This is a genomic window from Streptomyces sp. SudanB5_2050 (assembly GCF_964272335.1).
GTDB classification, from domain to species: domain Bacteria; phylum Actinomycetota; class Actinomycetes; order Streptomycetales; family Streptomycetaceae; genus Streptomyces; species Streptomyces rochei.
Map to the genome: position 1 here is coordinate 2,808,432 of NZ_OZ186760.1, position 23,984 is coordinate 2,832,415.

The 23,984-nt window shown below is 74.7% G+C and carries 18 protein-coding genes and 1 pseudogene; 12 read left to right on the plus strand and 7 right to left on the minus strand.

The annotated features are described in order from the left end of the window. Window positions 1-6 precede the first annotated feature (6 nt). Window positions 7-2,589 (plus strand): aminopeptidase N, encoded by a 2,583-nt coding sequence (pepN, locus tag ACFZP7_RS12510; RefSeq protein ID WP_385634424.1) that lies wholly within the window; start codon window positions 7-9, stop codon window positions 2,587-2,589. A 214-nt stretch (window positions 2,590-2,803) separates the two neighbouring features. On the opposite strand, the gene ACFZP7_RS12515 is transcribed toward pepN, so the two are convergent. From ACFZP7_RS12515 to ACFZP7_RS12525, 3 genes are read right to left on the minus strand one after another with little or no spacing between them, the layout of a single operon-like run. Next, on the minus strand, window positions 2,804-3,733 hold the full coding sequence (locus tag ACFZP7_RS12515; protein WP_385634425.1) for a LysR family transcriptional regulator: 930 nt from the start codon (window positions 3,731-3,733) through the stop codon (window positions 2,804-2,806). A 29-nt stretch (window positions 3,734-3,762) separates the two neighbouring features. Continuing rightward, on the minus strand, window positions 3,763-4,683 hold the full coding sequence (locus tag ACFZP7_RS12520) for a DMT family transporter (protein WP_385634426.1): 921 nt from the start codon (window positions 4,681-4,683) through the stop codon (window positions 3,763-3,765). Window positions 4,684-4,718: 35 nt separating this feature from the next. Next, complete coding sequence (locus tag ACFZP7_RS12525; protein ID WP_046251584.1) at window positions 4,719-5,666, minus strand: EamA family transporter; 948 nt, start codon at window positions 5,664-5,666, stop codon at window positions 4,719-4,721. Between the two features lie 119 nt (window positions 5,667-5,785). Between ACFZP7_RS12525 and ACFZP7_RS12530 the strand changes: the two genes are divergently transcribed. Next, complete coding sequence (locus ACFZP7_RS12530) at window positions 5,786-6,298, plus strand: MarR family winged helix-turn-helix transcriptional regulator (RefSeq protein ID WP_019325424.1); 513 nt, start codon at window positions 5,786-5,788, stop codon at window positions 6,296-6,298. A 111-nt stretch (window positions 6,299-6,409) separates the two neighbouring features. Here the strand turns inward: ACFZP7_RS12530 and ACFZP7_RS12535 are convergent, their stop codons facing one another. The 3 genes from ACFZP7_RS12535 to ACFZP7_RS12545 form a co-directional block, all read right to left on the minus strand. After that, on the minus strand, window positions 6,410-6,691 hold the full coding sequence (locus ACFZP7_RS12535) for a hypothetical protein (protein ID WP_019325425.1): 282 nt from the start codon (window positions 6,689-6,691) through the stop codon (window positions 6,410-6,412). Between the two features lie 82 nt (window positions 6,692-6,773). Continuing rightward, complete coding sequence (gene malQ, locus ACFZP7_RS12540) at window positions 6,774-8,954, minus strand: 4-alpha-glucanotransferase (protein ID WP_385634427.1); 2,181 nt, start codon at window positions 8,952-8,954, stop codon at window positions 6,774-6,776. Between the two features lie 9 nt (window positions 8,955-8,963). Continuing rightward, a complete protein-coding gene (locus ACFZP7_RS12545; protein WP_019325427.1) occupies window positions 8,964-9,269 on the minus strand; it encodes a hypothetical protein in 306 nt (101 codons plus the stop codon). Window positions 9,270-9,474: 205 nt separating this feature from the next. Here ACFZP7_RS12545 and ACFZP7_RS12550 point away from each other — a divergent pair. After that, window positions 9,475-9,564: pseudogene (locus ACFZP7_RS12550) on the plus strand (PadR family transcriptional regulator); the annotation flags it as partial. Window positions 9,565-9,676: 112 nt separating this feature from the next. Here ACFZP7_RS12550 and ACFZP7_RS12555 read toward each other — a convergent pair. Next, window positions 9,677-10,213, minus strand: a complete 537-nt coding sequence (locus ACFZP7_RS12555) for an HNH endonuclease (RefSeq protein ID WP_019325428.1) — start codon at window positions 10,211-10,213, stop codon at window positions 9,677-9,679. Between the two features lie 306 nt (window positions 10,214-10,519). Here ACFZP7_RS12555 and ACFZP7_RS12560 point away from each other — a divergent pair, with 306 nt between their 5' ends. From ACFZP7_RS12560 to ACFZP7_RS12600, 9 genes are all read left to right on the plus strand, one after another. After that, window positions 10,520-11,620, plus strand: a complete 1,101-nt coding sequence (locus tag ACFZP7_RS12560; RefSeq protein ID WP_086878401.1) for a mechanosensitive ion channel family protein — start codon at window positions 10,520-10,522, stop codon at window positions 11,618-11,620. Window positions 11,621-11,837: 217 nt separating this feature from the next. Then, window positions 11,838-13,061, plus strand: coding sequence for an ROK family transcriptional regulator (locus tag ACFZP7_RS12565; RefSeq protein WP_385634428.1), 1,224 nt, complete (start codon window positions 11,838-11,840; stop codon window positions 13,059-13,061). 171 nt (window positions 13,062-13,232) lie between these two features. Next, entirely contained in the window at window positions 13,233-14,498 is a 1,266-nt protein-coding gene (locus ACFZP7_RS12570; RefSeq protein ID WP_385634429.1) for a 6-phospho-beta-glucosidase, read from the plus strand. After that, window positions 14,489-15,460: an N-acetylglucosamine kinase gene (locus ACFZP7_RS12575; protein ID WP_385634430.1), complete on the plus strand. Its 972-nt coding sequence runs from the start codon at window positions 14,489-14,491 to the stop codon at window positions 15,458-15,460. The genes ACFZP7_RS12570 and ACFZP7_RS12575 overlap by 10 nt, the downstream gene beginning before the upstream one ends. A gap of 213 nt (window positions 15,461-15,673) precedes the next feature. Next, the gene (locus tag ACFZP7_RS12580; RefSeq protein ID WP_371321355.1) at window positions 15,674-17,131 is read left to right on the plus strand and encodes a hypothetical protein; all 1,458 of its coding nucleotides are present in this window, start codon (window positions 15,674-15,676) and stop codon (window positions 17,129-17,131) included. Window positions 17,132-17,190: 59 nt separating this feature from the next. Beyond that, complete coding sequence (locus tag ACFZP7_RS12585) at window positions 17,191-18,240, plus strand: glutamate ABC transporter substrate-binding protein (protein WP_355514291.1); 1,050 nt, start codon at window positions 17,191-17,193, stop codon at window positions 18,238-18,240. Window positions 18,241-18,322: 82 nt separating this feature from the next. Next, window positions 18,323-19,642: a hypothetical protein gene (locus ACFZP7_RS12590; RefSeq protein ID WP_031014424.1), complete on the plus strand. Its 1,320-nt coding sequence runs from the start codon at window positions 18,323-18,325 to the stop codon at window positions 19,640-19,642. A gap of 22 nt (window positions 19,643-19,664) precedes the next feature. After that, a complete protein-coding gene (locus ACFZP7_RS12595) occupies window positions 19,665-22,409 on the plus strand; it encodes a tetratricopeptide repeat protein (protein WP_385634431.1) in 2,745 nt (914 codons plus the stop codon). 3 nt (window positions 22,410-22,412) lie between these two features. Beyond that, window positions 22,413-23,951: a PP2C family serine/threonine-protein phosphatase gene (locus ACFZP7_RS12600; protein WP_385634432.1), complete on the plus strand. Its 1,539-nt coding sequence runs from the start codon at window positions 22,413-22,415 to the stop codon at window positions 23,949-23,951. Window positions 23,952-23,984 lie beyond the last annotated feature (33 nt).

The following is a 23,984-nucleotide window of genomic DNA, read 5'->3' on the forward strand; positions in this document are numbered from 1 at the left end:
GACCGCGTGCCTGGCACAAACCTGACTCGCGAAGAGGCGCAGCAGCGGGCGAAGCTGCTGACCGTTGACTCGTACGAGATCGATCTCGACCTCACCGGCGCGCAGGAGGGCGGCACCTACCGGTCCGTGACCACGGTGCGCTTCGACGTCGCCGAGGGCGGCGGCGAGTCCTTCATCGACCTGGTCGCGCCGACGGTCCACGAGGTGACGCTGAACGGCGACACCCTCGACGCCGCCGAGGTGTTCCAGGACTCCCGCATCGCCCTGCCGGGGCTGCTGCCGGGCCGCAACATCCTGCGGGTGGTCGCGGACTGCGCGTACACCAACACCGGCGAGGGCCTGCACCGCTTCGTCGACCCGGTCGACGACCAGGCGTACCTGTACACGCAGTTCGAGGTGCCGGACGCGCGCCGGGTCTTCGCGAGCTTCGAGCAGCCGGACCTGAAGGCGACCTTCCAGTTCACCGTGAAGGCGCCCGAGGGCTGGACGGTCATCTCCAACTCGCCGACCCCCGAGCCGCAGGACAACGTCTGGGTCTTCGAGCCGACCCCGCGTATCTCGTCGTACATCACGGCGCTGATCGTCGGCCCGTACCACTCGGTGCACAGCGTGTACGAGAAGGACGGCCAGTCCGTCCCGCTCGGCATCTACTGCCGTCCCTCGCTCGCCGAGCACCTGGACGCGGACGCCATCTTCGAGGTCACCCGGCAGGGCTTCGACTGGTTCCAGGAGAAGTTCGACTACCCGTACCCGTTCAAGAAGTACGACCAGCTCTTCGTGCCGGAGTTCAACGCGGGCGCGATGGAGAACGCGGGCGCGGTGACCATCCGGGATCAGTACGTCTTCCGTTCGAAGGTGACGGACGCCGCGTACGAGGTGCGGGCGGCGACGATCCTGCACGAGCTGGCGCACATGTGGTTCGGCGACCTGGTCACCATGGAGTGGTGGAACGACCTGTGGCTGAACGAGTCGTTCGCCACCTACGCCGAGGCCGCCTGCCAGGCCGACGCGCCGGGCTCCAAGTGGCCGCACTCGTGGACGACGTTCGCCAACCAGATGAAGACCTGGGCGTACCGGCAGGACCAGCTGCCGTCCACGCACCCGATCATGGCGGACATCCGCGACCTGGACGACGTGCTCGTCAACTTCGACGGCATCACGTACGCCAAGGGCGCCTCGGTGCTCAAGCAGCTCGTGGCGTACGTCGGTGAAGAGGCGTTCTTCAAGGGCGTGCAGGCGTACTTCAAGCGGCACGCGTTCGGCAACACGCGCCTGTCCGACCTGCTGGGCGCGCTGGAGGAGACCTCCGGCCGCGACCTGAAGACGTGGTCGAAGGCGTGGCTGGAGACGGCCGGCATCAACGTGCTGCGCCCGGAGATCGAGACGGACGGCGAGAACGGGACCGGGGTCATCACGTCCTTCGCGATCCGCCAGGAGGCCCCGGCGCTCCCCGCGGGTGCCAAGGGCGAGCCGACGCTGCGGCCGCACCGCATCGCGATCGGCTCGTACGACCTCGACGGCGACGGCAAGCTGGTGCGCGGCGAGCGTATCGAGCTGGACGTGGACGGCGAGCTGACGGCCGTGCCGCAGCTGGTCGGCAAGCGCCGCCCGGCGGTGGTGCTGCTCAACGACGACGACCTGTCGTACGCCAAGGTCCGTCTGGACGAGCAGTCGCTGGCCGTGGTCACCGAGCACCTCGGCGACTTCACCGAGTCGCTGCCGCGCGCCCTGTGCTGGGCGTCGGCCTGGGACATGACCCGGGACGCGGAGCTGGCGACCCGCGACTACCTCTCCCTGGTGCTGTCCGGCATCGGCAAGGAGTCCGACATCGGCGTGGTGCAGTCGCTGCACCGCCAGGTGAAGCTGGCCATCGACCAGTACGCCGCCCCGACCGCCCGCGAGGCGCTGCTCACCCGCTGGACCGAGGCCACGCTGGCGCACCTGCGGGCCGCCGAGGCGGGCAGCGACCACCAGCTGGCGTGGGCGCGGGCGTTCGCGGCGACAGCGAGGACGCCGGAGCAGCTGGACCTGCTGGACGCGCTGCTGGACGGCACGACGACGATCGAGGGCCTGGCCGTCGACACCGAGCTGCGCTGGGCGTTCGTGCAGCGGCTGGCGGCCGTGGGCCGGTTCGGCGGTGCGGAGATCCAGAGCGAGTACGAGCGGGACAAGACCGCCGCCGGTGAGCGCCACGCGGCCACCGCGCGTGCCGCCCGCCCGACCGAGGCGGCCAAGGCGGAAGCCTGGGAGTCGGTCGTGGAGTCCGACAAGCTGCCGAACGCCGTGCAGGAGGCGGTCATCGCCGGCTTCGTCCAGACCGACCAGCGCGAGCTGCTGGCGCCGTACACGGAGCGGTACTTCGAGGTGCTGAAGGACGTCTGGGAGTCCCGTTCGCACGAGATGGCCCAGCAGATCGCGGTCGGCCTGTACCCGGCGGTGCAGGTGTCCCAGGAGACCCTGGACCGCACGGACGCCTGGCTGGCCTCCGCCGAGCCGAACGCGGCACTGCGCCGGCTGGTCTCGGAGTCCCGCTCCGGCGTCGAGCGCGCGCTGAAGGCCCAGGCCGCGGACGCGGCGGCGGGCGAGTAGCAGCACCGGCAACCCGCCCTCGGGGGCGCCCGGCACACCCCGGGCGCCCCCGAGGCGCGTCCGGAGCCCCGATGCCCCGGCGGGCGGCGGGGCGGGGCGCGGTCACGCCGGGACACGCCCCGGCGCCGCTCACAGGGCCACCCGCGCCCCCCGCACGGTGGAGTCGGCGCCCGTGTCGGACGGGACCGGGCGTCCCGGCCCGCAGGGCCGGTGTTCAGGGGTGCGGTCGGTGGGCGGTTTCCGCGAGGCGGGCTCGGGCCGCCGTGCGCAGGGCCGTCAGCACGGTCCCGAGGGCCGCGCCCTCCCCCGCGCCCCTGCGGACGGCCGCCACGACGTGCCGGACCGGGCGGTCCGCGCGCAGCTCGCGCATCACCACCCCGGTCCGCGGCACGGCCGCCGTCCGCGGCACCAGGGCCACGCCCATACCGGCCTCGACCATCGCCAGGATGGCCGTCCAGCCGGCCGCCGAGTGGGCCTGGTGGGGCCGGAAGCCGGCGGTCTCGCAGGCCCCCCGGGTGATGTCGGACCAGGGCCCGCTGCCGCCGAAGATCCACGGTTCGGCGGCGAGGTCGGCCAGCCGGAGCCCGTCCCTGCGGGCCAGCGGGTGGTCGCCGGGCAGGGCGACGTCCAGCGGGTCGGCGAGGAGCGGGACGCGGGCGAAGCGCGGGTCGGTGGCGGTGGGCGCCTGGGCCGCCAGCGACAGGGCGAGGTCCACGTCGCCGGCGGCCAGCAGCTCGTACGCCTCCTGCGCCTCGGTCTCCCGCACCCGCACCGTGATCACCGGGTGTGTCGCCCGCAACGCGGTCACGGCCGGTACGACCAGGGCGGGCACGGCCGTGGAGAACGCGCCGACCCGCACCTCGCCGGCCTCCCCGTGGACGTAGGCGGCGAGTTCCGCGTCGGCCCGCTCCAGCCGCTCGAAGACGGCCTCGGCGTGACGCAGCACCAGCCGGGCCGCGTCCGTCAGTTCGACCCTTCTGCCGCGGGCCCGGAGCAGGTCCACGCCGAGCTGTCTGGAGAGGTTCGTCAGCTGCTGGGACACGGCGGACGGCGTCATGCGCAGCGCCTCGGCCGTCGCCGTCACCGTGCCGCGTTCGCGCAGCGTGCGCAGGATCTGCAGCTTGCGGATGTCCCAGTCGGCCATGGCGGCAACCTATCCGCGCGCCCGGCGCCTCAGGTGCGCGACCCCGCGCCGAGGACCACCCCGCCGAGGATCAGGGCCATGCAGCCGGCCTGCGCCCAGCCGGTCGGTTCGGCCAGCAGGGCCCAGGACAGCAGCGCCACACACACCGGCTGGAGGTAGTAGACGATTCCGGCGCGGGTCGGGCCGATGAGGGAGATCGCCTTGTTCCAGGCGAAGAAGGCGACCGCGGAGGAGGCGACGCCGACGTAGAGGAGGGGGAGCACGGTGTCCGGCGCCGGTGTGAAGCCGCCCTGGACGGCGAGGCTGACGCCCTGGGCGGGCAGCAGCAGGACCGTGCCGAACAGGAAGGTGGTGAACAGGAACCCCGCCCCGTCCAGCCCTTCCGGCCGGCGGCGCAGCAGCGCGCTGTACGAACCGAAGCAGCAGGCGGCGGCGATCATCCACAGGTCCCCGGCCGAGAAGGACGCCCCGCCGCCGACCAGCAGCAGCACGCCCGCGCAGGCGATGAGGAGCCCGGCGATCCGGCGCGGGCCGAGCCGTACGCCGCCCGCCCGTTCGTACAGCGCCATCAGGACCGGGGAGGCGGCCATGATCATGCCCATGTTGGCGGCGGGGGTGGTGACGCCGGCCTGGTTGACGAGGGTGTTGTAGACGGTGACGCCGAGCAGGGAGGCGAGGAGGACGAAGCCGAGGTGGCGGCGGATCAGCGCGCGTTGGCGCCAGGCCCGCCGGGCGCCGAAGGGGGCGACGACGGCGAGGGCCACCACCCAGCGCCAGAAGGCGTGCTGGACGGGCGGCACGCTGTCGCCGAGGGCGCGGGAGGTGACGAAGCTGCCGGACCAGACGAGGGTGGCGAGGACGGCGAGCCCGATGCCGAGGGCGACGGGGCCGGCCGGTCCCCGCCGGGCGGCGGGTGCGGCGGTACGGATCCGGCGTGCGGCCAGGGCCACGGAGGTCCTTTCGCAGGTGGGCGATGACGGTGGTCCTACCGTCGCAGCGTCGCACCCGTCAGGTCCATCGAATCTTTCCGACCGTTCTTTGAAGCAGAACTGAATGATCGGCGGGTCGGCGCCCCGCTCCGGGGGGTGAGCTGCCCCGCGACCGTCGCCCCGAAGGCCAGCACCATGCCCGCCAGCTGCACGGGAGTCAGCGCCTCGCCGAGCGCCGCCCAGCCGACGACGGCCGCGGTCAGCGGCGAGAGCGGGCCGAGGAAGGTGACCTGGGTGGCGGAGAGCCGTCCCATGCCGCGGAACCAGAGCCAGTACGCCACCGCCGTGTTGGCCAGCGCGAGGTAGAGGTAGCCGCCGATCGCGGGGGCGTCCAGCGCGGGCGGGGCGCCCTCGACCAGCAGGGCCGCCGGGGCGATGAGCAGACCGCCCGCGGTGAGCTGCCAGCCGGTGAGCGCGAGCGGGCCGACGCCGTCCGGGCGCCCCCACCGCTTGGTGAGCACGGTGCCGGCGGACATGGAGGCGGTGGAGGCGAGGGCCGCCAGCGCGCCGAGCGCGTCCAGGGACCCCGCCGCCTTCAGCACCACCAGGCTGACGCCGAACGCGGCCACGGCACCGGTGAGCACCGAGCGCACGGTGGGCCGCTGCCCGAGCAGCGGCGCCGAGAGCGCGACGACGAAGAGCGGGCCGACCGAGCTGACGACGGCGGCCATGCCGCCCGGGAGGCGGTAGGCGGCGAGGAAGAGCAGCGGGAAGAAGGCGCCGATGTTCAGCGCGCCCAGGACGGCCGCCTTCCCCCACCAGGCACCGCGCGGCAGCACCCGGGTGAGGGCGAGCAGCAGCAGCCCGGCGGGCAGGGCCCGCATCAGCCCGGTGAACAGGGGCCGGTCGGGCGGCAGGAACTCGGTGGTCACGGCGTAGGTGGTGCCCCAGGAGACGGGGGCGAGGGCGGTCAGGGCGATGAGGGTGGGACGGTTCGCGGCCACGGAGGACCCCCTGAGAGTAGGTTGGCAATAAGTAGCTTACTCCTAAGCTACTTATTGCCAACCTACTTGCCACGCGGCTACTTTCTCGCGGCCGATCCACCCTGCGCGATACTCGTCGCATGAGTGAGCGCCCCGAGCAGCCCAGGGACCCCGTCGACGCGATCGTCGCCCAGTGGGCGGAGGTCCGGCCGGATCTGGACACCACCGCGATGGAGGTCTTCGGCCGCGTCAACCGCCTCTCGCGGGCGATCGGCGAGCGCATGGACCGGGCCTACGCGCGGTTCGGGATCTCCCGCGGGGAGTTCGACGTCCTGGCGACCCTGCGGCGCTCCGGTGAGCCCTACGCGCTCTCGCCCCGGCAGCTCTCGGCGACGCTGATGCTCACCACGGGCGGCATGACGGGGCGTCTCGACAAACTGGAGCGGGCCGGGCTGCTGCGCCGCTCCCCCGACCCGCACGACCGCAGGGGCCTGCGGGTCACGCTCACCGACCGGGGGCGGGAACTGGTCGACCAGGCGGTCGGCGCGGGCCTCGCCGTGCAGACGGAGGCCCTGTCGGCGGCCCTCGACGCCGGGCGGGCCGGTCAGCTGGCCGACCTGCTGCGGGAGTTGCTGGCCGCGACCGAGGAGTAGCCGACAGACGGAAGGCGCCGGTCCGCCCGCGCGCGGCTGCTTGCCGTGTACGGGAGGACCGGCGCCCTCGGTACGACCGTGGTGGGCCGGAGCCCGCCGGTGGGGAACCCGTCAGGCCTTGGCGTCGGCCTTGGGACGGGTCTTGATGTTGCGGGAGGTGACCCGGTGCTCCTCCTTGGACCTGTCCAGGACCATGACGAGACCGGCGATGACCACGAACAGCGCGATCGGGGCCAGGACGTAGAGGCCCAGCGTCTCGATGACGCTCAGGCCCGTGCCGGGGTCGTCGCCGTCGTCGCGGGTCAGCGCGAGCGCGGGGGACGACATGAGCAGCATCATCAGCGTCGTACCGGCTGCCAGGGCGCCGGCGCGCAGGGCGTTCTTCTTGTCCACGGTGCAAAGTTAGCGAACGGCCGTCGGGGGCGCGCGCCCGGGGTGCCGTACGGGCACCGGACGCCGCCCCGCGGCGCGCCCGTCAGCCTTCGGAATGCGCCCGTACGACGTCGAACAGGGCGTGCAGCCGCGGCGAGGCGGCCAGCTCCTCCAGGGTCACGGGGCGGCCCGCGGCGTCGGCGACGGGCAGCCGCCAGTTCGGGTACTGGTCCCAGGTACCGGGGAGGTTCTGCGGGCGGCGGTCGCCGACGGCGTCCGGGAGCCACACGCCGGTCAGTCGGGCCGGGGTGCGCAGCAGGAAGCGGTGGACGGCCTGGATGCCGGCCTCCTCGGAGGGGGCGCCGGTGTCTCCCGGGGAACCGGGCAGCAGGCCGAGCCGGGCCAGTACCTCCAGCCATTCCGCCGTGTCCGCCGACGCCTCGGCCCGCTCCCGCTCCAGCGGGCGGGTGAGCAGCCCGAGCCGGTCGCGCAGCTCGACGTGCTCGCCGGTGAGGCGGGCCGCGGTGGACGGCAGGTCGTGGGTGGTGGCGGTGGCCAGGCAGTCGGAGCGCCAGCGCTCCGGGGCCAGGGGGCGGCCGTCGCCCTCCCAGTCCCGCTCGAACCACAGCACCGAGGTGCCGAGCACCCCGCGCGCCCGCAGCGCCTCCCGTACGCCGGGCTCCACGGTGCCCAGGTCCTCACCGATCACCACGGCACCGGCGCGGGACGCCTCCAGGACGAGGACGGCGAGCATGGCCTCGGCGTCGTAGTGGACGTAGGTGCCCTCGGTGGGCGGGTGGCCCTCGGGGACCCACCAGAGCCGGAACAGGCCCATGACGTGGTCGATGCGCAGCGCCCCGGCGTAGCGGAACAGGCCGCGCAGCAGGTCGCGGAAGGGCGCGTAGCCGGAGGCGGCCAGGCGGTCGGGGCGCCAGGGCGGCAGGCCCCAGTCCTGGCCTCGGGCGTTGAAGGCGTCGGGCGGCGCGCCCACCGACATGCCGGTGGCGAAGTACTCCTGCTGGGCCCAGGAGTCGGCGCCGCGCGGGTGCACGCCCACGGCCAGGTCGTGGATGATCCCGACCGGCATGCCGGCCTCGCGGGCGGTGTGCTGGGCGGCCCTGAGCTGGGTGTCGGTGAGCCAGGCGAGGCGGGAGTGGAAGTCGACGCGGTCCATCAGCTCGGTGCGGGCGCGGTCGGTGGCGGCCGAGCGGGGGTCGCGCAGGCCCTCGGGCCACCGGTGCCAGTCGGGGCCGTGCACCTCGGCGAGCGCGCACCAGGTGGCGTGGTCCTCCAGGGCGGTGCCCTGTTCGGCGAGGTAGTCGCAGTAGGCGGCGCGGCGGCCGGGGCCGAGGGGGACCTCGCGCAGCAGCTCCAGCGCCTCGCGCTTGAGCGCCCACACGGCGTCCCGGTCGATGAGGGCGCCGTTCTCCAGCACGCTCTCGCGCAGTCGCCCGGCCCGCTCGCGCAGGGTCCGGGCGTGTCCGGGGTCGGCGACGTACGCGAACTCGGGCACGTCCTCGATCCGCAGGTGCACGGGGTCGGGGAAGCGGCGCGAGGAGGGACGGTACGGGGAGGGGTCGGTGGGGGCGCCGGGCACGGCCGCGTGCAACGGGTTGACCTGCACGAAACCGGAGCCGAGGGCGCGCCCGGCCCAGGCGGCGAGTTCACCGAGGTCGCCGAGGTCGCCCATGCCCCAGGAGCGGCGGGACAGCAGGGAGTAGAGCTGGACGAGGAGGCCGTGGGAGCGGACGGCGGGGGCGGGCAGCCGGTCGGGCGCCACGATCAGATGGGCGCGCGCGGTCCGGCCGTCCGGGACGGTGACGGTCAGCCGGTGGACACCGGGCGGCAGACCGGCGAGGACACCGCCGGTCGCGGCGCCCGCGGACGGGTCACCGGCGGGCGGGCGCGCGGAGCCCGCGGTCGGGTGGCCCGCCGTGCCCTCGCGCCGCTCGCCCCCCTCAGTGTCGACGCGCAGTCGCGTCCCCTCGGGCAGTGCGGCGAGGGCGGGCGGTGCGGTGCCGTCGCTCCGGGCGACCACGGTGGGCGGCAGCAGGCGTTCGCGCAGCTCGGCCTCGCGGGCGGCGAGCGCGGCGCGCACGGCGTGCGGGGTGCCGGTGTCCACGCCGAGGGCGGCCAGGGCCGAGGTGACGGCGGTGGCCGAGGCCGCGACGGTGCGGTCCGGGGCGGGGCGGTAGGAGGTGGCGACGCCGTGCAGGGCGGCGAGCCGGGTCAGATCCTCGGGAAGGTCCTCGGCGGGGGGCTCGGCCGGCCGGGCTGCTGGCATCTGCGACCTCTATGACCTCGTGGGTTCGGGGACGGCGAAGGAGGGGCCGCCCTGCTCCGGCACGTCGGCCGTGAGTTCGGGCGAGGACTCGCTGGTCAGCGGTACGGCGTCGGCGAACGGCGACTCGCTGGTGAGGGGCTCGGCGTCGGGCAGCGGCGGTTCGCTGGTGAGCGGGGTCTCGGCACAGCTCCCGGTGGCGCCGAAGACGCAGTAGTGCGGGGTGTCGGAGGCGGCGGAGGGCTCCGCCCAGGGAGTGGACGGCTCCGCCACGGGTTTGGACGGGGCGGGGAGCAGCAGGGGTGCCGGTGCAGCCACGGGGGCCTCCTTGGGTCGCGCACGCTTCTGGCGGGTTACGGCAGCCCTACCCAGTCCGCGCGAGGACAGACGCCCTGATACGGACAACGTGGCCCTGGTCACACCCCACCTCCGAGGGATCTCCGCAAAATAGGGCAGAACAGTCACCTAACCCGACAAGAGATCACGCAAACCGGTCAAGCCGGCCTTGCGCCTGGTCCGCGACGCCCTCGACCACCTCGACGCCGACCTCCGCCGGATGACCACCACGGCGACCCGGCTCACAACCCTGACCGCCGCGGAGATCCGCGCAGCACGAAGAACGGCGGCACGGCCGGCAACACCCCGACGCCACCGGCCGCCGAAGAGCGGGGTGCGCGGGCGCGGCCCGTCTCCGGCGGTCCGGTGTACGCGGAAGGCCCGGACCGTCAGGCGGAGATGCCGTCGATCCGGGCCATGGCGTCCTCCGCGCCGTACGGTTGCAAGTACGGCAGCCAGCGCGGGTCCCTGTGCCCCGTGCCGATGATGCGCCAGGCCAGACCGGTGGGCGGGGCGGGCTTGTGGCGCAGGCGCCAGCCGATCTCGCCGAGGTGGCGGTCGGCCTTGACGTGGTTGCAGCGACGGCAGGACGCCACCACGTTGTCCCACGCGTGCAGACCCCCGCGGCTGCGCGGGATGACGTGGTCGACGCTGGTGGCGACGGCGCCGCAGTACATGCAGCGGCCCCCGTCGCGGGCGAAGAGCGCCCGGCGGGTGAGCGGGACGGGCCCCCGGTAGGGCACCCGCACGAACCGCTTGAGCCGGACCACGCTGGGTGCGGGCACGGTGACGGTCGCGCTGTGCAGGTAGGCGCCGGACTCCTCGAGGCACACGGCCTTGTTCTCCAGGACGAGGACGAGCGCGCGGCGGAGCGGTACGACGCCGAGCGGCTCGTACGACGCGTTGAGGACCAGGACATGCGGCACGGGTGCCTCCTTGGGCGTCGGCGGCGCGTGGCTCGCGCCGGGACGATCTGCAGTCAGTCTCCCCTCATGGCCTGCACCGGCGCCACCATGTCCCGGTAACGGGCTGGGAGTGTTTTCGACCACACGGGATGCATCCCCACGACCGTGACCAGTCCAAGCGCGGGTGAGCGCGGTCTCTCCCGTGAACTTCGCGCCGATCCGCACATGGTGCCCCGTTAGTGTGGTGATTCCGCCCGTCCGGTGACCGTTCCGTGACCTTGGAGCGCCCCTCGGGGCGGGCGGCACCGCATCTGGAGGTATCTCGTCGTGTCCCTGTTCGCCGCCGTCCTGCCGGCCGCCGGTCCGTCGCCGTCGCCGTCGCCCTCGGAGTCGTCGACACCGGCGGTGCCCTCGTTCCAGGACGCCCAGGAGAGCGCGTCGAACGCCGCCGGCTGGGTCGAGGAGAACTGGTCGACCTGGCTCGCGATCGGGCTGCGGGTGCTGCTGATCGTGGTGATAGCGGCGGTGCTCAGGGTGGTGGTCCGGCGGGCGATCACCAAGCTGATAGACCGGATGAACCGCAGGGCCGGGACGGGTGCCAGCACCGCGCTGAGCGGCCTGCTGGTCAACGCCGAGCGGCGCCGCCAGCGCTCGGAGGCCATCGGCTCCGTGCTGCGCTCGGTGGCCAGCTTCCTCATCCTCGGCACCGCGGCCCTGATGGTGCTGGGCACCTTCCAGATCAACCTGGCCCCGCTGCTGGCCTCCGCGGGCGTCGCGGGCGTCGCGATCGGCTTCGGCGCCCGCAATCTGGTCACCGACTTCCTCTCCGGCGTCTTCATGATCCTGGAGGACCAGTACGGCGTCGGCGACAGCATCGACGCGGGCGTGGCCTCCGGCGAGGTCATCGAGGTCGGGCTGCGGGTGACCAAGCTGCGTGGCGACAACGGCGAGATCTGGTACGTCCGCAACGGCGAGGTCAAGCGGATCGGCAACCTCTCCCAGGGCTGGGCGACGGCCGGCGTGGACGTCACGGTCCGCTCCGACGAGGACCTGGACCAGGTCAAGGAGACCATCGGCGCGGTCGGCGAGCGGATGAGCAAGGAAGAGCCCTGGAACGAGATGCTCTGGGGCCCCATCGAGGTGCTCGGCCTGGACTCCGTGCTGCTCGACTCCATGGTGGTGCGGGTCTCCGCGAAGACCATGCCCGGCAAGTCCCTCACCGTCGAGCGCGAGCTGCGCTGGCGCGTCAAGCGGGCCTTCGACGCGGCCGGCATCCGGATCGTCGGCGGCCCGGAGGTCCCGGCGCAGGAGGCCGCCGCACCCGACCCGACCGCCGGCATGGCCGCCCCGTCGGCGTACTCCAGCACGGTGTCCCCGCAGTCCATGGCGGCGTCCCCGATCCCGCCGCCGACGAACATCAACAAGTAGCGGGCACCCACACCCTTCCCGCCCGCCTTCCCGCCCCCGGTGCGACGACCGCGTCGCTCCGGGGGCGGACTCTTGACGGCCCCGGTCCGGCGGGCCTACGTTTCACGGCCAACAGGAAACTTTCCTGACAGTCTCCGTCGACGACCGCGGCAGGTGGACATCGCCGCCCCGCGCCGAAAAGCCGAGCAGCCGAGCAGCGAGAGGCAGGTGGACACGCATGGCCGGAACCCCCGGTACGCCGGGCACCCCACGCGTCCTGCGCGCCATGAACGACCGGGCCGCGCTCGACCTCCTGCTGGAGCACGGGCCGCTGTCCCGCACCCGCATCGGCAAGCTCACCGGCCTGTCCAAGCCGACCGCCTCCCAGCTGCTGGCCCGCCTGGAGGCGGCGGGGCTGGTCCTGGCCGGCGGCACCACCGAGGGGCGCCCCGGCCCCGGCGCCCAGCTCTACGAGGTGAACCCGGCCGCGGCGTACGCCGCCGGTCTCGACGTCACCCCGGACCGCCTCCTCGCCGCGGTCGCCGACATCACCGGGCGCACGGTCGGCCGGTTCGAGCTGCCGACCCCGGGCAGGCGCCCCGCCCTCCCCGTCGTCCAGCAGGTCACCGACGCCCTGGACGGCGCCGTGAAGGCGGCCGGACTCGCCCGGGCCGACGTCCACCGTCTGGTGATCGGCACGCCGGGCGCCTTCGACCCGGGCACCGGGCGGCTGCGCTACGCCTCCCACCTGCCCGGCTGGCACTCCCCCACCCTCCTCCAGGAACTCGCCGCGGCCCTGCCGATGCCGGTCGGGTACGAGAACGACGTGAACCTCGCCGCCGTGGCGGAGCGACGGCTCGGCGCCGCCCGGGACCACGAGGACTTCGTCCTGCTGTGGAACCAGCAGGGCCTGGGCGCCGCCCTGGTCCTCGGCGGCCGGCTGCACCGCGGCTGGACCGGCGGCGCGGGTGAGGTGGGCTTCCTGCCCGTGCCGGGCGCCCCGCTGGTCCGCAAGGTCGGCCGCACCGGCAGCGGCGGCTTCCAGGAACTGGCCGGCGCGCAGGCGGTGCCGGGGCTCGCCCGCGAGCTGGGCCTCGACCCGGTGCCGTCCGGCCCCTGCACCGAGTCGGCCGCCGCCCTGCTCGCCTCGGCTGCCGAGCGCGCGGGCGACCGCCCCGACGGCCCCCACCACCGTCTGCTGCGGACCTACGCCACCCGTCTCGCGACCGGTCTGGCCTCCCTCGTCTCCGTCCTGGACCCCGAGCTGGTGGTCCTCAGCGGCACCGTGCTCACCGCGGGCGGCGAGCCGCTGCGCGCCCTCGTCCAGGGCGAGCTGGAGGAGCTGGCCGCCTCCCGGCCCCGTCTCGTCCTCGGCGGCGTGACCGCCGACCCCGTCCTGCGCGGCGCGCTGGAGAGCGCGCTCGCGACCACCCGCGACGAGGTCTTCGACACCTCCCGCTGACCCCGGCCCGGCCCTCCGCGTCACCCGTCCCTTCCCCGCCCATGCCTTGGGAGACCTCGCCATGCCCGGACCGTCGAGGGGCTCCCACCACACCGACCGGAACCTGACCATGGCCGCGACCGTGCTGGTCACGGCCCCGTGATCCTCGTGCAGTGAAGGGTTGACTTCCGTATGAAACTCACCGTGGTCGGCGGCGGCTCGACCTACACACCCGAACTCGTCGACGGCTTCGCCCGGTTGCGGCAGACGCTGCCAGTGCGGGAACTGGTCCTGGTCGACCCCGCGGGGGACCGGCTGGAACTGGTCGGCGGCCTCGCCCGCCGCATCTTCGCCAAGCAGGCGCACGACGGCCGGATCGTCACCACCCACGACCTGGACGCGGCCGTCGACGGCGCCGACGCCGTCCTGCTGCAGTTGCGCGTCGGCGGCCAGGCCGCCCGTGAGCAGGACGAGACCTGGCCTCTGGAGTGCGGCTGCGTGGGCCAGGAGACGACCGGCGCGGGCGGCCTCGCCAAGGCGCTGCGCACCGTGCCGGTGGTGCTGGACATCGCCGAGCGCGTCCGGCGGGCCAACCCGGACGCCTGGATCATCGACTTCACCAACCCGGTCGGCATCGTCACCCGCGCCCTGCTCCGGGCCGGGCACCGGGCGGTCGGGCTGTGCAACGTGGCGATCGGGCTGCAGCGCAAGTTCGCCGCGCTGCTCGGGGTGGCGCCCGCCGACGTCCACCTCGACCACGTCGGCCTCAACCACCTCACCTGGGAGACCGGCGTCCGCCTCGGCGGCCCCGAGGGCGAGGACGTGCTGCCCCGGCTGCTGGCCGAGCACGGGGACGCGGTCGCCGCCGACCTCCGGCTGCCCCGCCCGCTGCTGGACCGCCTGGGCGTCGTCCCCTCCTACTACCTGCGCTACTACTACGCCCACGACGAGGTCGTCGACGAGCTGCGCACCAAGCCGTCCCGGGCCGCCGAGGTCGCGGAGATGGAGCGGCGACTGCTGGAGATGTACGGCGACCCGGCCCTGGACGAGAAGCCCGCGCTGCTCGCCGAGCGTGGCGGCGCCTACTACTCCGAGGCCGCCGTCGACCTCGCCGCCGCCCTGCTCGGCGGCGCGGGCTCCCCGTACCAGGTGGTGAACACCCTCAACCGGGGCACGCTGCCCTTCCTCCCCGACGACGCGGTGATCGAGGTCCCGGCGGCAGTGGGCCCCGAGGGTGCCTCCCCGCTGCCGGTGGCGGACGTGGACCCGCTGTACGCGGGGCTGATGGCGAGCGTGACGGCGTACGAGGACCTGGCGCTGGACGCGGCCCTGCGCGGCGGCCGGGACCGGGTCTTCCGGGCGCTGCTCGCCCATCCGCTCGTCGGCCAGTACGCGTACGCCGAGCGGCTCGCCGACCGGCTGATCGCACACAACCGGGAGCACCTGGCGTGGGCCTGAACGGGAGCGTCCTCGCCGTCGACGCGGGGAACAGCAAGACCGACGTGGCCGTGGTGGCGGCGGACGGGAAGGTGCTGGCCACGGCTCGCGGCGGTGCCTTCCGGCCGCCCGCGGTGGGCGTCGAGCGGGCCGTGGACGCGCTGGCCGACACGGTGGCCCGGGCCTTCGCCGCCGCCGGTGCCGACGCCGTCGACCATGTCTCGGCGTGCCTGGCCAACGCCGATCTGCCGGTGGAGGAGGAGCGGCTGGCCGCCGCGCTGCGCGCCCGGGGGTGGGGCACGAGTGTGGAGGTGCGCAACGACACCTTCGCGGTCCTGCGGGCCGGTGTCGACGAACCGCGCGGGGTCGCCGTCGTGTGCGGGGCCGGCGTGAACTGCGTCGGCATGCGCCCCGACGGGCGCACCGCCCGATTCCCCGCCGTCGGGCGGCTGTCCGGCGACTGGGGCGGCGGCTGGGGGCTGGCCGAGGAGGCGCTGTGGCACGCGGCGCGGGCGGAGGACGGCCGCGGGGAGCCCACCGAGCTGGCGCGCACGCTGCCCGCCCACTTCGGGCTCGGCTCGATGTACGCCCTCGTCGAGGCCCTGCACCTGCGGCACGTCGAACCCGCCCGGCGGCACGAGCTGACCCCGGTGCTCTTCGCCACGGCGGCGGGCGGCGACCGGATCGCACGGGCGCTCGTCGACCGGCAGGCCGACGAGGTGGTCGCCATGGCCACGGTCGCGCTGACCCGGCTGGAGCTGCTGGCCGAGCCGACACCGGTACTGCTCGGCGGCAGCGTCCTGGCGGCCCGGCACGCCCTTCTTGACGACCGGATACGCGAACTGCTCGCGGCCCGCGCCCCCGAGGCCGAGCCGCGGGTGGTGACGGCACGGCCCGTGCTGGGCGCGGTGCTGCTGGGGCTGGACCGGACGGGAGCGGCACCCGAGGCGTACGCGCGGGCGCGGGCGCACTTCTCCGACTGAGGTACGCCCGCGTCTCCGGTTGAGGTACGCCCGCGCACGGCGCCGGCGCACGCCACCGGAACTGGTGGGGAACCGGACCGGTTCCGGTGGCGTATTCATGGGCAGGGGTGGTGCGTTGCACCCGGATCGGATCAAGATCGGGTGAAGGCCGGTGCGAATGACGGTGCGGGCAGCGATACTTGCGGCGACGGATGACCATGGGGGAGGTCAGCAGTGAATCGACCGCCGAAGGGCAGCGCGGCGCCGCCACCGGGCACGGGCGTGCCCGCCCCGCCCGCCGCGCCGTCTCCGTCCCGGCCGGTCCCCGGACAGCGGGGCGGCGGCGCTCCCGCGTCCCCTCCCCCGCCCGCGGCACCCCGCCGCACCGCCTTCGCCGAGGGCGTGGACCGGCTGCGCGCGGCCGCCGTCACCGAACCGGGGCGGCTGCGGATCATCGGCGCGCTGCTCGCCGCGCTGGTCGTCGCCTTCGGCACGGTGGCCGCCTGGCAGATGCACGAGCGGTCCGCGGCCGCCGACGACGTGCTGTTCCGCAGCCAGCCGCTGACCTCCGACGCGGCCGACATCTACCGCTCCCTGGCGGAGGCCAACACCGCGGCCTCCAGCGGGTTCCTCGCCGGCGGCCAGGAGACCGAGGAGTCCCGCGAGCGGTACGAGAAGGGCATCCGCACGGCGGCCGAGGGGCTGGTGACGGCCGCCGCCAACTCCGACGCCGACTCGCCCTCCGCCGACACCATCGGCAGGCTCAACCGCCTGCTGCCCGAGTACAAGGGCCTCATCGAGCGCGCCCGCACCTACAACCGGCAGGGCTTCCCGGTCGGCGGCGCCTACCTGCGCTACGCCAACGAGAAGATGCAGCAGGAGATGCTCCCCGCCGCGGAGGACCTGTACAAGACGGAGAACCGGCGGCTGGACGCCGACTACGGCGACGCCGAGTCCTCCCCGTGGGCGGCCATCGCTCTCGGCGTCCTCGCGCTCGCCGCCCTGGCCTGGGCGCAGCACCGCACCTACCGGCGTACCAACCGGGTCCTCAACCACGGGCTGGTCACGGCCACGGCCGGCACCGCCGTCGTCCTGCTCTGGCTGCTCGTCGGCCACGGTGTGGCCCGGTCGAACCTCGGCGACTCCTACGACCACGGCGTGCGCTCGCTCAACGTGCTGCACGACGCCCGCATCGCCTCCCTGAAGGCCCGGGGCAACGAGAACCTGACGCTGGTGGCGCGCGGCGCGGAGACGAAGAAGGCCGGCGGGGAGACGGTCGACGCCTACGACCTCGACTTCGGGAAGAACATGGACGCGCTCGGCAAGGGGCTGGCCGAGGCGGCCCGGCTCGCCGACGACGACGCCGGCGAGCGCCCGGTCGCCGCGGCCGACGGGAACATGACGGAGTGGAAGAAGCGCCACGCCAGGGCCCGCGAGCAGGACGAGAACGGCAACTACCAGCAGGCGTTGGATCTGGTGATCGGGGGCAAGGGCGCCACCGTGGAGTGCTTCGACGGCGTGGACGCCTCGCTCGCCACCGCGCTCGCCCACGAGGAGCGGGAGTTCCGGCGGGCGGCGGGCGACGGACTGGACGCGATGGACCACCTGCCGCAGGGCGCCGGTGTCCTCGCCGCCCTCGGCGCGGCCGGCGCCCTGCTGGGCATCGGCCGCAGGCTCTCGGAGTACCGGTGACGCGGGGGGTCGGCCCGGCGGCCGGGCGGGAAGGGGTACCCGTGAAAGGAGGCGTGAGGATGCGCGCACGACGACTGCGGGCCGGCCTGAAGGGCTGGGGCGGAGTGGGAGCGATGGCCCTCGCCTGCGCCCTCGCCGTGCTCTTCGCGCTGCTCCTGCCGGTGGTCCGCTCCCACGGCGAGAGCGGCGGCACGGGCGTCGGCGGCCACGGTGTCGCCCACGGCAGCCAGGCGCGCGCCGCCGAGGAGTGCGCGGACCCGGAGAAGCAGACACTGTCCCCGTCCGGCGCGGACGGTCCCACCATCGACGAGATCCGGGGCCGCGAGGGCGAGAAGCGCAAGCTGGTCGTGGGTGTCGACCAGAACAGCTACCGCTGGGGCTACCGGGACCCGAACAGCGGCGGTGAGGCCGAGCTGGAGGGCTTCGACATCGACCTGGTGCACCGCATCGCCGAGGACATCCTCGGCGACCCGGACGCCGTGCAGTTCAAGGCGATCCCCACCGACCAGCGGATACCCGCCATCCAGGACGGCCGGGTCGACATGGTGGTCCGCACCATGACCATCAACTGCGACCGTCTGCGGGACGTCGCCTTCTCCGCGCCCTACTTCCGCACCGGCCAGCAGGTACTGGCCCCCAAGGCCGCGGACATCACCGGCTACGACGAGACGCTGGCCGGCAAGAGGGTCTGCACGGCCGCGGGTTCGACGGCGCTGAGCACCCTGGAGCAGGAGCGGCGGGACGGCGGTCCGGCCGCCGGCGTCGACCTGGACACCACGGTGCCCAACCAGCTGGACTGCCTGGTGCGGCTCCAGCTCGGCGAGGTCGACGCGGTGGTCACCGACGGCGCGCTGGCCGCGAGCCAGGCCGCCCAGGACCCCACGGTCGAGCTGAAGGGAGATCCCTTCACCACGGAGTACTACGGCGTGGCGATGAAGAAGGACGCCGACGATCTGGTACGCCGGGTGAATCAGATCCTCGTGGAGTGGCGGGCGGACAAGGCCGGGGGCTGGCAGCACTCGTACGAGGAGTGGCTGGCCGAGACCATGGGCGACGACCCGGCCGGGTCGCAGCCGCCGAGCCCGCCGCAGTACCTGCGCGAGGACTGAGGGTCCGGCGCGGCGACGTACCCGCACGACCGACGCACCACGGCAAGAGCACGTACAGGTCCACGACAGCGAGAGGTGATCGATGGGCGACACGGGACCCACCGGGCCGGTGATGGACCGGGACGAGGTGGACCGTGCGCTGGCGCGGCTCGGCGCGGAGCACGAGGCGATCGAGACCTCGTTGTTCGCCCTCCAGGACCACGCGGGCCGCAGACTCCTCGAAGGCGCCGAACTGACCGGGGTGACCGCCGAGCGCTGGGCCGCCGCGGAGGCGTCGATCACGCTGCTGTGGAGCTACTTCGACGCCTACACCGGCGCGCTGCGTGCCGCGCGGGAGATCCGGACCCGGCGCCGCTGGTCCAGCCGCGAGGACCTGGTGGAGCTGACCGAGCTGCTGCGCGGCGAGTCGGTCACCGTCGCCGGCGGAGCCGACCCGGCCGGCGGCGCGGGGCGGCTGAGCGAGCGGTACTCGCTGGCGGCGCTGGTGGACCGGATGAACCAGCTCTACGCGACCTCCCTGGACATGGTGGTCGCCGCCGACGCGGTCTGGTCGGCGCTGCCCGCACGGATCGATTTACTCGCCGCCGAGCTGAGGCGCACCCGGGAGCTGGCGCACTCCGTGGGCGTGCGCCCCGGCGAACACCCGGCCGGCGACGACCTGGAGCGGATCACCCGCACCCTGACCAGGTTGCGCGAGCAGGTCGTCTCCGACCCGCTGGCGTTCTGGCGGCCCGCCGAGGGCAGTTCGGCACCGGGCGGCGGCCGGCCGGACACCACGGTCTACGACCGGGAGGCGCGCGCCCTGGAGGACGTGCGCCGCGAGATCGACGCCGTGCTGGCCGTGCGGCAGGACGCGGAACAGCGGATCGTGCGGCTGCGGGACGTGCTCTCCCGCGCGGACCGCACGCTCGCCGAGGCCCGCACCGCGCGCGGCGAGGTGCTGGCGAAGATCGCGGCGACGGAGGTGCCGGTGGTCAGCGGACCGCCGACCGTGCTCCAGGAGCAGTTGTCGGCGGCCGCCGAGTACCGCAGACACGCCCAGTGGCACCGGCTGTCCCCGCTGCTGGAGTCCCTGGAGGAGAAGGCCGAGGACGAACTGCTGCGCGCCCGCGAGTCGTTGACGGCGGTCACCGCGCCGCTCGCGGTCCGCGCGGAGCTGCGCGGTCGGCTCGACGCGTACAAGGCGAAGGCGGCCAGGCTGGGGTTGGCCGAGGATCCCGAGCTGGTCGAGAAGTACGAGAAGGCGCGCCGCATGCTGTGGAGCGCGCCCTGCGACCTGCGCGTCGCCGAGCAGGCCGTGCTGCGCTATCAGCACGCGGTGGCCGAACTGCTCGGTACCGCCCCGCGGGTGCCCGGCCAGGGCGGGCCGGTGGACCGGTCGGGCCTGGGGCCGGGCACGTGAGCGACGAGGGGGAGACGGGGTCATGAGTGAGGCAGGGCGGACCTGTCAGCGTCCCGGCTGCGGCGGGACCTACGAGGACGTCGGCGGCGGCGAGCTGTACTGCGACACGTGCGGTCTCGCTCCGGTGGTCGCCGCCAACGGCATGGTGGCCTCCCCGGCGACCGGCGTCACCGGCGGCGGGCGGGGCTCGCGCGGCTCGACGGGCAGCGGCGGTTCCCGGTCCACCGGACGCGGCTCGCGCACGTCGTCGCAGTCCTCGAAGTCCCGGCGTTCGGTGTCGGGGCGGCTCTCCCGTTCGGTGTCGGGCCGCTCCACCGGGCGCTCGGTGTCGGTGCGCAGCTCGGGCTCGGGGGCCGGTGCCTCGGCGCGGGGGCGGCTCGGCGCCGGCCTGGTCGAGGTCCCGGCGATCCCGCGCCCCGACCCGCGCGCGATGGTCCTGGACGATCCCGAGGTGCCGGAGCGCAAGCGGTTCTGCTCCCGCTCGGACTGCGGGGCGCCGGTCGGCCGGGCACGCGGGGAGCGGCCGGGCCGCACGGAGGGCTTCTGCACCAAGTGCGGCCACCCGTACTCGTTCGTGCCCAAGCTGCGGGCCGGGGACGTGGTGCACGGCCAGTACGAGGTGGTGGGCTGCCTGGCGCACGGCGGGCTGGGCTGGATCTACCTCGCCGTCGACAGGGCCGTCTCGGACCGCTGGGTGGTCCTCAAGGGCCTGCTGGACACCGGCGACCAGGACGCGATGGCGGCGGCCATCTCCGAGCGGCGCTTCCTCGCGGAGATCGAGCACGCCAACATCGTGCGGATCTACAACTTCGTCGAGCACCTCGACCAGCGGACGGGTTCGCTGGACGGGTACATCGTCATGGAGTACGTGGGCGGCAAGTCCCTGAAGGAGATCGCCAACGGCCGGCGCACCCCCGAGGGGCGGCGCGACCCGCTGCCGGTGGAGCAGGCGTGCGCGTACGGCATCGAGGCGCTGGAGGCGCTGGGCCACCTGCACAGCCGCAATCTGCTCTACTGCGACTTCAAGGTCGACAACGCCATCCAGTCCGAGGACCAGCTGAAGCTGATCGACATGGGCGCGGTGCGCCGGATGGACGACGAGGAGTCGGCCATCTACGGCACGGTGGGCTACCAGGCGCCCGAAGTCGCCGACGTCGGCCCGTCGGTGGCGTCCGACCTGTACACGGTCGGCCGGACGCTCGCCGTGCTGACCTTCGACTTCCAGGGCTACACGAACGTGTACGCCGACTCGTTGCCGGACCCGGACACCATCGACGTCTTCCGGCGCTACGAGTCGTTCTACCGGCTGCTGGTGCGGGCCACCGACCCCGATCCGGCCCGCCGGTTCGCCTCGGCCCAGGAGATGGCGGAGCAGCTGACGGGCGTGCTGCGCGAAGTCGTCTCGGTGCAGTCGGGCCGTGCCCGGCCCGCCGTCTCCACGCTGTTCGGGCCGGAGGTGCGGGTGACCGACACGGAGTTGTTCCCGCGGCTGGACGGTGAGGTGTCGCGGCTCGGGGCGCGGGCGGTACGCCGGGGACGGCGCGGCGGCGCCGGTGCGGCGGCCGGTACGCCGGGCACCGCGGCCGGCGGGCCCGCGCTGCCGGGCGGGACGAGCGCGGCGGTCGGGGCGCCGGGCGGTACGGCGGCGGGTGCCGTCACCGCCGGCGGTGCGGGAGCGGCCGGCGGTGCGGGAGCCGGTGCCGTCGGCCCCTCGGCCGGCACCGGCGTCGTACCGGCCGCCGGTACGGGTGCGAGCGCCGGGCTGCCGGGCGCCGTGAGCACCGTCGGCGCGGGCGGGGGCACCGTCGGCGCCCCCGACGGGCTGGTCAGGCCGGTCGACGCGCCCGTCGCCGCCCTCGCCCTGCCGGTGCCCCGGGTCGACGCCGCCGACCCCAACGCGGGTTTCCTGGCGGGCCTGATGGCCTCCGCGCCGGCCGAGTTGCTGACCGCGTTGGCCGCGGCGCCCGCGCCGTCGACCGAGACGCGGCTGCGCGAGGTGCGGGCCCGGCTGGAGAGCGGCGACGCGCCCGGTGCCCTGGCCGGTCTGGAGACGCTGGAGGGCGAGCGCCCGGAGGACTGGCGGGTGGTCTGGTACCGGGGGCTGGCCGCGTTGGTGACCGGCGACCACGAGGGCGCCGCGCTGGCCTTCGACGCGATCTACGACGCCTTCCCGGGCGAGGTCGCGCCCAAGCTGGCGCTCGGCCTGTGCGCGGAGGTGCTGGGGCAGCTCGACAACGCCGCCGAGTACTACCGCCTGGTGTGGGCCTCCGACCCCAGCCACGTCAGCGCGGCGTTCGGGCTGGCCCGGGTGCAGCTCGCGGGCGGCGACCGGGCCGGTGCCGTACGGACGTTGGAGTCGGTGCCGGAGTCGTCCATCCACTGCACCGGCGCGCGGGTGGCGGCCGTACGGGCGCGGCTGCGGCGGCGCACCGCGGCGGCGGGCGACGTGGCGTTCCTCGACGATCTGACCGCCGCCGCGCGGCAGGTGGAGGCGCTGGACGTGTACGGTCTGGACCCGGCGCGCCGCGAGCAGCTGTCGGCCGAGGTCCTCGGCTGCGCCCTGGACTGGGTACTCTCCGGAGGTCGGGGTTCCGTCCCTCCCGCCGCCGGGGGACGGACGCTGCTCGGCAGCGGCCTGGACGAACGCGGCCTGCGCTTCGGTCTGGAGCGTTCGTACCGCACGCTGGCCCGGCTGGCGCAGGGCGGCGAGGAGAGGATCGACCTGGTGGAACGTGCCAATCGTTACCGCCCCCGGACGTGGGTGTAGTTGATGTCGCAGATGCCCCAGCAGGCCGCTGTGTCGAAGTGCCCGAGCTGCGAGGAACCCCTCGAGTCGGGTGACCGTTTCTGCGGTGCGTGCGGATACGACCTGTCCGCCGTGCCCGCACGGCCCGACGACAGCCCGACGATCGCCTTGAACGGCGCGGTGCCCCCGCCGTCGTCGGCGCCGGACGGCGTGGACTGGCCCGTGGCCCGGGACTCGGACGGCTTCGGCCGGCCCGCCCCCGTGCACGCGGCGGCCGAGGTGCCGGGCACCGACTCGGGCGGCTCCCCGCTGCCCCCGCACCCGCCGGCCGCGCCGCCGATGCCGTCGGCCGCGCCCCCGATGCCGTCGGGCGCCCCGCCCGTGCCGAGGACCGCCCCCGGACCGGCCGCGCCCGGGCCGGCCGCGCCCGGCGTGCGGTTCGACCACCCGGCCGGGCCGGAGCAGGAGCCGGTGCACGGACCGGAGACCGGGCGGGAGGACGGACGGGAACCGGAGGCGTATCCCCGGGAGCCCGACGCGTACCCGCGGGAACCGGACGAGTACCCGCTGCAGGCGCCCGACCCCCGCTCGGCCGCCGCGCCCCCCGCGCCGGCCGTGCCCCCCGCACCGGCCGCGCCCGCCGCCTCCGAGAAGGTCTGCGTCGCCTGCCGTGCGGGCCGGGTCGACGACGACGGCTACTGCGAGAACTGCGGGCACGCCCAGCCCCGCGAACGCGACCACATGGAGCAGGAGTCCGGCCCGGTCGCCGCGGTGAGCGACCGCGGCCTGCGCCACCACCGCAACGAGGACGCGTTCTCCGTCGGCTGCACCGCCCTGCCCGACGGGGCTCCCGCGAGCGTGGCGATCGTCTGCGACGGTGTCTCCAGCGCCACCCGCCCCGACGACGCGTCACTCGCCGCGTCCAGGGCGGCCGGTGAGTCGCTGCTCGCCGCCCTGCCGCGCGGCACCCATCCGCAGCAGGCCATGCACGACGCCATCCTCGCCGCCTCGCACGCCGTCAACGCGCTGGCCGAGGAGCCGGAGACGGCCCGCGAGCAGGCCCCGCACCAGAACGCGCCCGCCTGCACCCTGGTCGGCGCGGTGGTGACCGCCGGCCTGCTGGTCGTCGGCTGGGTCGGCGACAGCCGCGTCTACTGGGTGCCGGTCGACCGCAGCGCGCCGCCCGCCCGGCTCACCGAGGACGACTCGTGGGCCGCGCAGATGGTGGCGGCGGGCCTGATGAGCGAGGCCGAGGCGTACGCCGACGAACGCGCCCACGCCATCACCGGCTGGCTCGGCGCGGACGCCTACGAACTGGAGCCGCACACCGCGTCGTTCAAGCCGGACCGCCCCGGGGTGGTCGTGGTCTGCACGGACGGCCTGTGGAACTACGCCGAGTCCGCCGAGGAGATGGCCGAGGCCGTGCCCCTGGACGCCGCCGCGCGGCCCCTGCACAGCGCCCGCGTTCTGGTCGGCCACGCCCTGGACGGCGGGGGCCACGACAACGTAACAGTGGCCCTCGTGCCGTTCCCCGCACCGCCGCAGGGGGCAGGATCGGCCTGAGGACCCCCCGGGCAGGGACGCGCGCGGGGCGGT

Coding starts and splice junctions, on each gene's coding strand:
- ACFZP7_RS12515 (WP_385634425.1), bottom strand. CDS start 3,733: ATGGCCGACTGGGACATCCGCAAGCTGCAGATCCTGCGCACGCTGCGC.
- ACFZP7_RS12530 (WP_019325424.1), top strand. CDS start 5,786: ATGAGTGAGCGCCCCGAGCAGCCCAGGGACCCCGTCGACGCGATCGTC.
- malQ (WP_385634427.1), bottom strand. CDS start 8,954: ATGCCAGCAGCCCGGCCGGCCGAGCCCCCCGCCGAGGACCTTCCCGAG.
- ACFZP7_RS12565 (WP_385634428.1), top strand. CDS start 11,838: ATGGCCGGAACCCCCGGTACGCCGGGCACCCCACGCGTCCTGCGCGCC.
- ACFZP7_RS12570 (WP_385634429.1), top strand. CDS start 13,233: ATGAAACTCACCGTGGTCGGCGGCGGCTCGACCTACACACCCGAACTC.
- ACFZP7_RS12585 (WP_355514291.1), top strand. CDS start 17,191: ATGCGCGCACGACGACTGCGGGCCGGCCTGAAGGGCTGGGGCGGAGTG.
- ACFZP7_RS12590 (WP_031014424.1), top strand. CDS start 18,323: ATGGGCGACACGGGACCCACCGGGCCGGTGATGGACCGGGACGAGGTG.
- ACFZP7_RS12595 (WP_385634431.1), top strand. CDS start 19,665: ATGAGTGAGGCAGGGCGGACCTGTCAGCGTCCCGGCTGCGGCGGGACC.
- ACFZP7_RS12600 (WP_385634432.1), top strand. CDS start 22,413: ATGTCGCAGATGCCCCAGCAGGCCGCTGTGTCGAAGTGCCCGAGCTGC.